5 protein-coding genes and 1 pseudogene are annotated in these 5,687 nt (G+C 69.9%); 4 read left to right on the top strand and 2 right to left on the bottom strand.

Annotation, left to right across the window (positions count from 1 at the left end):
• Positions 1-92 precede the first annotated feature (92 nt).
• A complete protein-coding gene (locus tag AB0F15_RS44810) occupies positions 93-707 on the bottom strand; it encodes a dTDP-4-dehydrorhamnose 3,5-epimerase family protein (RefSeq protein WP_360284018.1) in 615 nt (204 codons plus the stop codon).
• Between the two features lie 17 nt (positions 708-724).
• Positions 725-1,870 carry a glycosyltransferase gene (locus AB0F15_RS44805; RefSeq protein ID WP_360284016.1) on the bottom strand — a complete coding sequence of 382 codons (1,146 nt, stop codon included), beginning with the start codon at positions 1,868-1,870 and terminating at the stop codon, positions 725-727.
• A 204-nt stretch (positions 1,871-2,074) separates the two neighbouring features.
• Here AB0F15_RS44805 and rfbH point away from each other — a divergent pair, with 204 nt between their 5' ends.
• From rfbH to AB0F15_RS44785, 4 genes and pseudogenes are all read left to right on the top strand, one after another.
• On the top strand, positions 2,075-3,382 hold the full coding sequence (rfbH, locus tag AB0F15_RS44800) for a lipopolysaccharide biosynthesis protein RfbH (RefSeq protein ID WP_360284014.1): 1,308 nt from the start codon (positions 2,075-2,077) through the stop codon (positions 3,380-3,382).
• A 173-nt stretch (positions 3,383-3,555) separates the two neighbouring features.
• On the top strand, positions 3,556-4,821 hold the full coding sequence (locus AB0F15_RS44795) for a cytochrome P450 (RefSeq protein ID WP_360284012.1): 1,266 nt from the start codon (positions 3,556-3,558) through the stop codon (positions 4,819-4,821).
• Between the two features lie 51 nt (positions 4,822-4,872).
• The gene (locus AB0F15_RS44790) at positions 4,873-5,202 is read left to right on the top strand and encodes a non-heme iron oxygenase ferredoxin subunit (protein ID WP_360284010.1); all 330 of its coding nucleotides are present in this window, start codon (positions 4,873-4,875) and stop codon (positions 5,200-5,202) included.
• Between the two features lie 336 nt (positions 5,203-5,538).
• Positions 5,539-5,687: pseudogene (locus AB0F15_RS44785) on the top strand (HNH endonuclease); the annotation flags it as partial.

The raw sequence follows: 5,687 nt of genomic DNA, 5'->3' as shown, positions 1-5,687 counted from the left end.
CTTCCGATCGGCGGCCCTGGCCCGGGGGGGCGACCGCGCGCCCGCCCCCCCCGGCGAAGGCCCGGGACCGCGGTCCCGGGCCTTCGCCGTGCTCAGAGTCCGGCTGATGCCTGCGTACGGGCGGCCCGAAGAGCCAGGCACGTGGCGTAGTCCGGCAGCAGGCCGAGCGCGCCGGCCTCCCGCAGCGTCGGCGCGGCGGCGTCGCGGTCGGACAGGACGGGCTCCCCGGGGAGTTCGAGCGGCAGGCCGATCTCGGGGTCCAGCGGGTGCACGGTGAGGACCTCCGCCGGCCGGTAGAGGTCGGAGAGCTGGTACTGGACGCACGTGTCGTCCTGCAGGGCCACGAAGGCGTGGCCGAGCCCCTCCTCCACGTAGACCGCGGTGCCGCCGTGGGCGTCGAGCACGATCATTTCCCACTGGCCGAACGTCGGTGAGCCCGTCCGCACGTCGACGACGAAGTCGAGGAGCGAGCCGCGCAGGCACGTGACGAACTTGGCCAGCCCGGGCGGGGTGGTCGCCCCGTGCACGCCGCGCAGGACGTTGCGGCACGACGTCGAGACGTTGGTCTGCACGAACCTCGGCCGGTACCCGAGTGCCTCGGTCAGCACGTCCTCGCGGTACACCTCGAAGAAGTCACCGCGCTCGTCACCGAACGACACCGACGAGACGAGGAAGGAACCGCTGATGGTCAGCGGCCGCACGGTCATGCTGCGGGTGCGGACGCTCATTTCCGAGCGTCGACGAGCCGCTCGATGCGCTGCGCCACCTCGTGCGGCGACGGCAGCGCGGCGATCTCCGCGGCGAGCTTCCCGGCCGCGGCGGAGAAGCTCGGATTGGCGACGATCTCCTCGCAGGTCTTCGCGATGACCTCGCTGGTGGCCTCCTCCGGGGAGAGCACGACGGCGGCGCCAGTCTCGGCGAGACGGCGGGCCATGTCGGCGGCGCGGTACATCCTGGTGTCGGGGATCAGCACCTGCGGCACGCCGAAGGTCAGCCCCGTCATCATCGTGCTGCCACCGGTCTGGTGCACCAGCACGTCGCAGGTGGGCGCGACGACGTCCATCGGGATCCAGCCCGTCCGCACGTTCTTCAGCCGGTCACGCAGTTCGGGGACGGCGTCCTCGGTCACCGCCACCACCACCTCCGCGTCCAGGGTGGCGATCTGCTCCACGACGCCCTGCAGGAAGTCGTACTGGTTGTAGCTCGCGACCCCGGTGCCGATGGTGACGCCGATCCGGGTGCCCGCGCCCTTCTTGTACATCCACGGTTCCACCACGGACTGCGAGTTGCCCGGGATCCACCGCATCGGCTGCACGGGCGGGGCGTCCTGCGGACGCAGGCTGGGCGGCGCGATCTCGATCGTCATCGCGGGCTCGGGCAAGCCGTCGAGACCCAGCTCCTTCAGAGGCTCGCTCAGCTGGTCCACCGCGCCCTCGTCCATCAACCGCGGGTCGTGGATGTCCCAGGCGTGGCGCACGTACGGAACGCCGAGGTGGGCCGCGAGCAGCGGGCCGGCGTAGGAGGTGACACCACTGACGATGACGTCCGGCCGCCAGTCCCGGCTGAACGCCCGCAGGGCGTCGAGGGTCACGTACTCCATGTGCGCGTACCAGCGGCCGGCCATGACTTCGCGCTCCACCGGGTCCTCCGGCACGCGCGTCAGCCCGCTGTCGGCGATGACCTGCTGCGGGGACCGGTCCGGGTCCGTGGTGCGCACCGCGGACAGCCCGACCCCGGCGATGGTGCCGAGCAGCTCGTCCACCGACGCGGTGGTCATCACCTGGTGGCCGGCGTTGCGCAGGGCGTTCGCGAGCGGGACGTGGCTGAACACCGTCGACGGGGCGACCCCCGCGAGATTAAGAACCTTCAAGATCGTCCTCCCAGGGGCGGCGCGTGGTCGGCTCCAGCTTGCCCACGGCGCGGGGCCGGGCCATCACCAACGCGGGTAGTCTCCGCCGGTTGCCGCGGGCGCCCTACCACGTTGAGGGATGCCGCCCCCTGCCGGCGCTTTTAGCGTGGCTGGAGAGCCGTCAGGTCCGCGCCAACCGCACTCGAACGTAGGGATCGATACGACATGGTCGACCCAGCCCGATCGCACCTGCTGGAGCAGGTCCGCGACTACCACGACGCCCAGTCCGCCGGGCCGGCGCCGTTCATCCCGGGGCAGACGCCGATCCTCTCGTCCGGGGCGGTACTCGACGCCGCCGACCGCGAGGCCCTGGTGGCCGCCGCGCTCGACCTGCGCATCGCCTCCGGCACCATCGCGACGAAGTTCGAGTCGTCCTTCGCCAGGAAGCTCAAGCGGCGCAAGGCGGTGCTGACGAACTCCGGCTCGTCGGCGAACCTGCTGGCGCTGAGCACGCTGACGTCACCGACGCTCGGCGACGAGCAGCTCAAGCCGGGCGACGAGGTCATCACGGTCGCCGCCGGCTTCCCGACCACGGTGAACCCGATCCTGCAGAACGGCATGATCCCGGTGTTCGTCGACATCGAGCTCGGCACGTACAACACGACGGCCGAGCGGGTCGAAGCGGCGATCTCCCCGCGCACCCGCGCCATCATGATCGCGCACACGCTGGGAAACCCGTTCCCGGTGGCGGAAATCGCCGAGCTCGCCGAGCGCCACGGCTGCCACCTCATCGAGGACAACTGCGACGCCGTCGGCTCGACCTACCAGGGCAGGCTCACCGGCACGTTCGGCCGGTTCTCCACGGTGTCGTTCTACCCGGCGCACCACCTGACCATGGGCGAGGGCGGCATGCTGCTGTCCTCGGACATCAAGCTGGCCAAGCTGGCGAAGTCGTTCCGCGACTGGGGTCGCGACTGCTGGTGCGAGCCCGGCGAGGACGACCGCTGCCTGAAGCGGTTCGACCTGCACCTCGGCACGCTGCCGGAGGCCTACGACCACAAGTACGTCTTCTCCGAGGTCGGCTACAACCTCAAGAGCACCGACATCCACGCCGCGCTCGGGCTGAGCCAGCTGGCCAAGCTGCCGGGCTTCATCGAAGCCCGCAAGCGCAACTGGCGGCAGCTGCGCGAAGGCCTGGACGGCCTGCCCGGGCTGATCCTGCCCGAGGCGACGCCGGGCAGTGACCCGAGCTGGTTCGGGTTCATCATCACGGTGAAACCGGACGCGGGTTTCGGCGTCCCGGAAGCCGTCGACTACCTCGAGGCGCGCAACATCCGCACCCGGCGGCTGTTCGCGGGCAACCTCACCCGGCACCCGGCCTACATCGGCAAGCCGCAGCGCATCGCCGGCCCGTTGACCAACAGCGACATCGTGACCGAGCGGACGTTCTGGATCGGCGTCTACCCGGGCATCACGACCGAAATGATCGAGTACGTCATCGGCACGCTCAAGGAGTTCGTCGCCACGCACTGAGCGAGCACCGGTACCACGTCCGGCACTGTGTCCACAAGGGACTCGCGCGGACACCTATCAGGTTGGGGGATGCTCAGCTTGCCGCCATTTCCTTATCGTTGCGAAACGGGGCCGCAGCGCGCCTGTCCCACACCAACGGATCGCCAGCTTTCCGACACGAAAGGGAGGGGCCGATGACCACCACGGCCAACACTGCGGCCGAGCCGGTCGACCTGTTCTCACCAGAAGTGGTCGCCGACCCGTGGGGGGCACACGCCCAGGTCCGCGAGGCACCGACCTTGCAGATCGGCGGCTTCATGGGCGGCCCGCCGATGTACCTCGCCGCCCGCTACGACGACGTGCGGCAGGTCCTGACGGACCCTCGGTTCCTCACCAACCCGCTCCCGGATTCGCCCGTCGAAGACATCCGGAACGGGGTGTTCCGGCACCTGAACATGCCGGAGGAGCTGATTCCCTGGCTGAAGAACCTCATCAACGCCTCCGACGGCGAGGAGCACGCCCGGCTGCGCAAGCTCGTCTCCTACGCGCTCACCGCGCACCGGGTCGGCAAGTTCCGTCCCCGCGTCGAGGAGCTGACCGCGGAACTGCTCGACAAGCTCGAGGAGGCCGGCGGCGACGGCACGCCGATCGACCTCGTCCAAGCGTTCTGCTACCCGCTTCCGGTCACCGTGATCTGCGAACTGGTCGGCGTCGACCACGAAGACCGCCCGCAGTGGCGGGCGTGGAGCGACGCGATGGCCACGCTCGACGGCGAGCGGCTGCCCGGCGAAGTCCGCGCCACCCTCGCCGCCGCGCAGCGGATGATCGAGCGGCGGCGCGCCGAGCCGAAGGACGACCTGGTCACCGCCCTCGTCGAGGCGCAGGCGAAGAACCCGGGCATCGCCACCGACGACGAGCTCGTCGGCGTCCTGTTCAGCCTGGTGACCGCCGGCCACCAGACGACGACCTACCTGATCGGCAACTCCGTGCTCGCCCTGCACGAGCACCCGGACCAGCTGGCGCTGCTGAAGGCGGACCCGTCGCTGTGGCCGCAGGCCGTGCGCGAGCTGCAGCGCCTGGGGCCGATCCAGTTCGGCCAGCCGCGGTTCGCGCTCGAGGACGTCGAGGTGGGCGGCGTGGTGATTCCGCGGGGGATGCCGATCGTGCCGCTGATCATGGCCGCGAACAGCGATCCGCGGATGTTCCCCGAGCCGGAAAAGCTGAAGATCGACCGGCTGGCCATCGGCAGCGAGAAGCACCTCGGGTTCGGCAAGGGCATCCACCGCTGCCTCGGCCAGCACGTCGCCTACCTCGAGGCGGAAGTCGCGCTGCGCGGGCTGTACACCCGGTTCCCGGACCTGTCCCTCGCCGTGCCGCGCGAAGAGATCCCGTGGATCCTGCGGCCCGGGTTCACCCGGACCAAGGACCTCCCGGTGCGGCTCGCCCCGCCGGCGTCCTGAACCCACGCCACCTCACGACCGCAACCCGGACTCGCACGAAATGGGGGCGCCATGCGTTCGCCGAATGTGACCAAAGTGTGCACGCTGTCGGACCTCGACGACAAGAAGCCCCTTGCCGTCAAGGTCGGTGACGTCCCCGTCGTGCTGGTGCGCGACGGCGACGAGGTGCACGCGCTGCGAGACGAGTGCTCGCACGCGTTCCAGCCGCTGTCGCTGGGCGAGGTCACCAACAAGGGCCTCGAGTGCTGGCTGCACGGCGCGTGCTTCGACCTGCGCACCGGCGCGCCGTGCGCCCCGCCCGGCATCGAGCCGGTCGAGGTCTACGCGGTCCGCGTCGACGGCGAGGACGTGTTCGTCGACCCCGGTACCACCGTGAACTGACTGTCCTGCGCGCCGGAGGGGCCGGTCGTGGCGAGTTCGCCACGACCGGCCCCTTCTTCGTGCCGCTCCACAGTGGACGCGCAGCCCTGACGACAACTGTCAAGATGACCTGAGCAGCATCGAGGAGTGGCCCGAGCTTGTGCCTCGGCACCGAAGTCGTTGCGTGTTCGCCCGTCGGTGACCGAGCACCGGCTGCGGTGCCGCGGTTGCCGCCACGTCACGCCCGCACCGCCTGGCTGCGTGTCCGCGGTTACATCTCCACCGCACGGAAACAACCTGAACAGTACCTCCGATCGTGTGACGAACACGCGTTCGTTTCCGGGGTAGCTTGGAGGTATGTCCAGCGACGCGATCCAGCACGCCGATGCGGTGGCCTTGGCCGACCGTATTGGTTCGCTGCTTGCGTGTATGCGTTCTGCTGAGGCTGAACTTGGTGCGCTGCTGGTGGAAATCGAGCAGCGGGGCGTGCTGGAGCTGTTCGGGTA

Source organism: Amycolatopsis sp. NPDC026612 (assembly GCF_040638285.1).
Classification (GTDB): domain Bacteria; phylum Actinomycetota; class Actinomycetes; order Mycobacteriales; family Pseudonocardiaceae; genus Amycolatopsis.
This window is presented reverse-complemented; position numbering and strand designations above follow the sequence as displayed.

Excerpts from the sequence above, each read along its gene's own strand:
- AB0F15_RS44810 (WP_360284018.1), bottom strand. The coding sequence starts at position 707 with ATGACCGTGCGGCCGCTGACCATCAGCGGTTCCTTCCTCGTCTCGTCG.
- rfbH (WP_360284014.1), top strand. The coding sequence starts at position 2,075 with ATGGTCGACCCAGCCCGATCGCACCTGCTGGAGCAGGTCCGCGACTAC.
- AB0F15_RS44795 (WP_360284012.1), top strand. The coding sequence starts at position 3,556 with ATGACCACCACGGCCAACACTGCGGCCGAGCCGGTCGACCTGTTCTCA.
- AB0F15_RS44790 (WP_360284010.1), top strand. The coding sequence starts at position 4,873 with ATGCGTTCGCCGAATGTGACCAAAGTGTGCACGCTGTCGGACCTCGAC.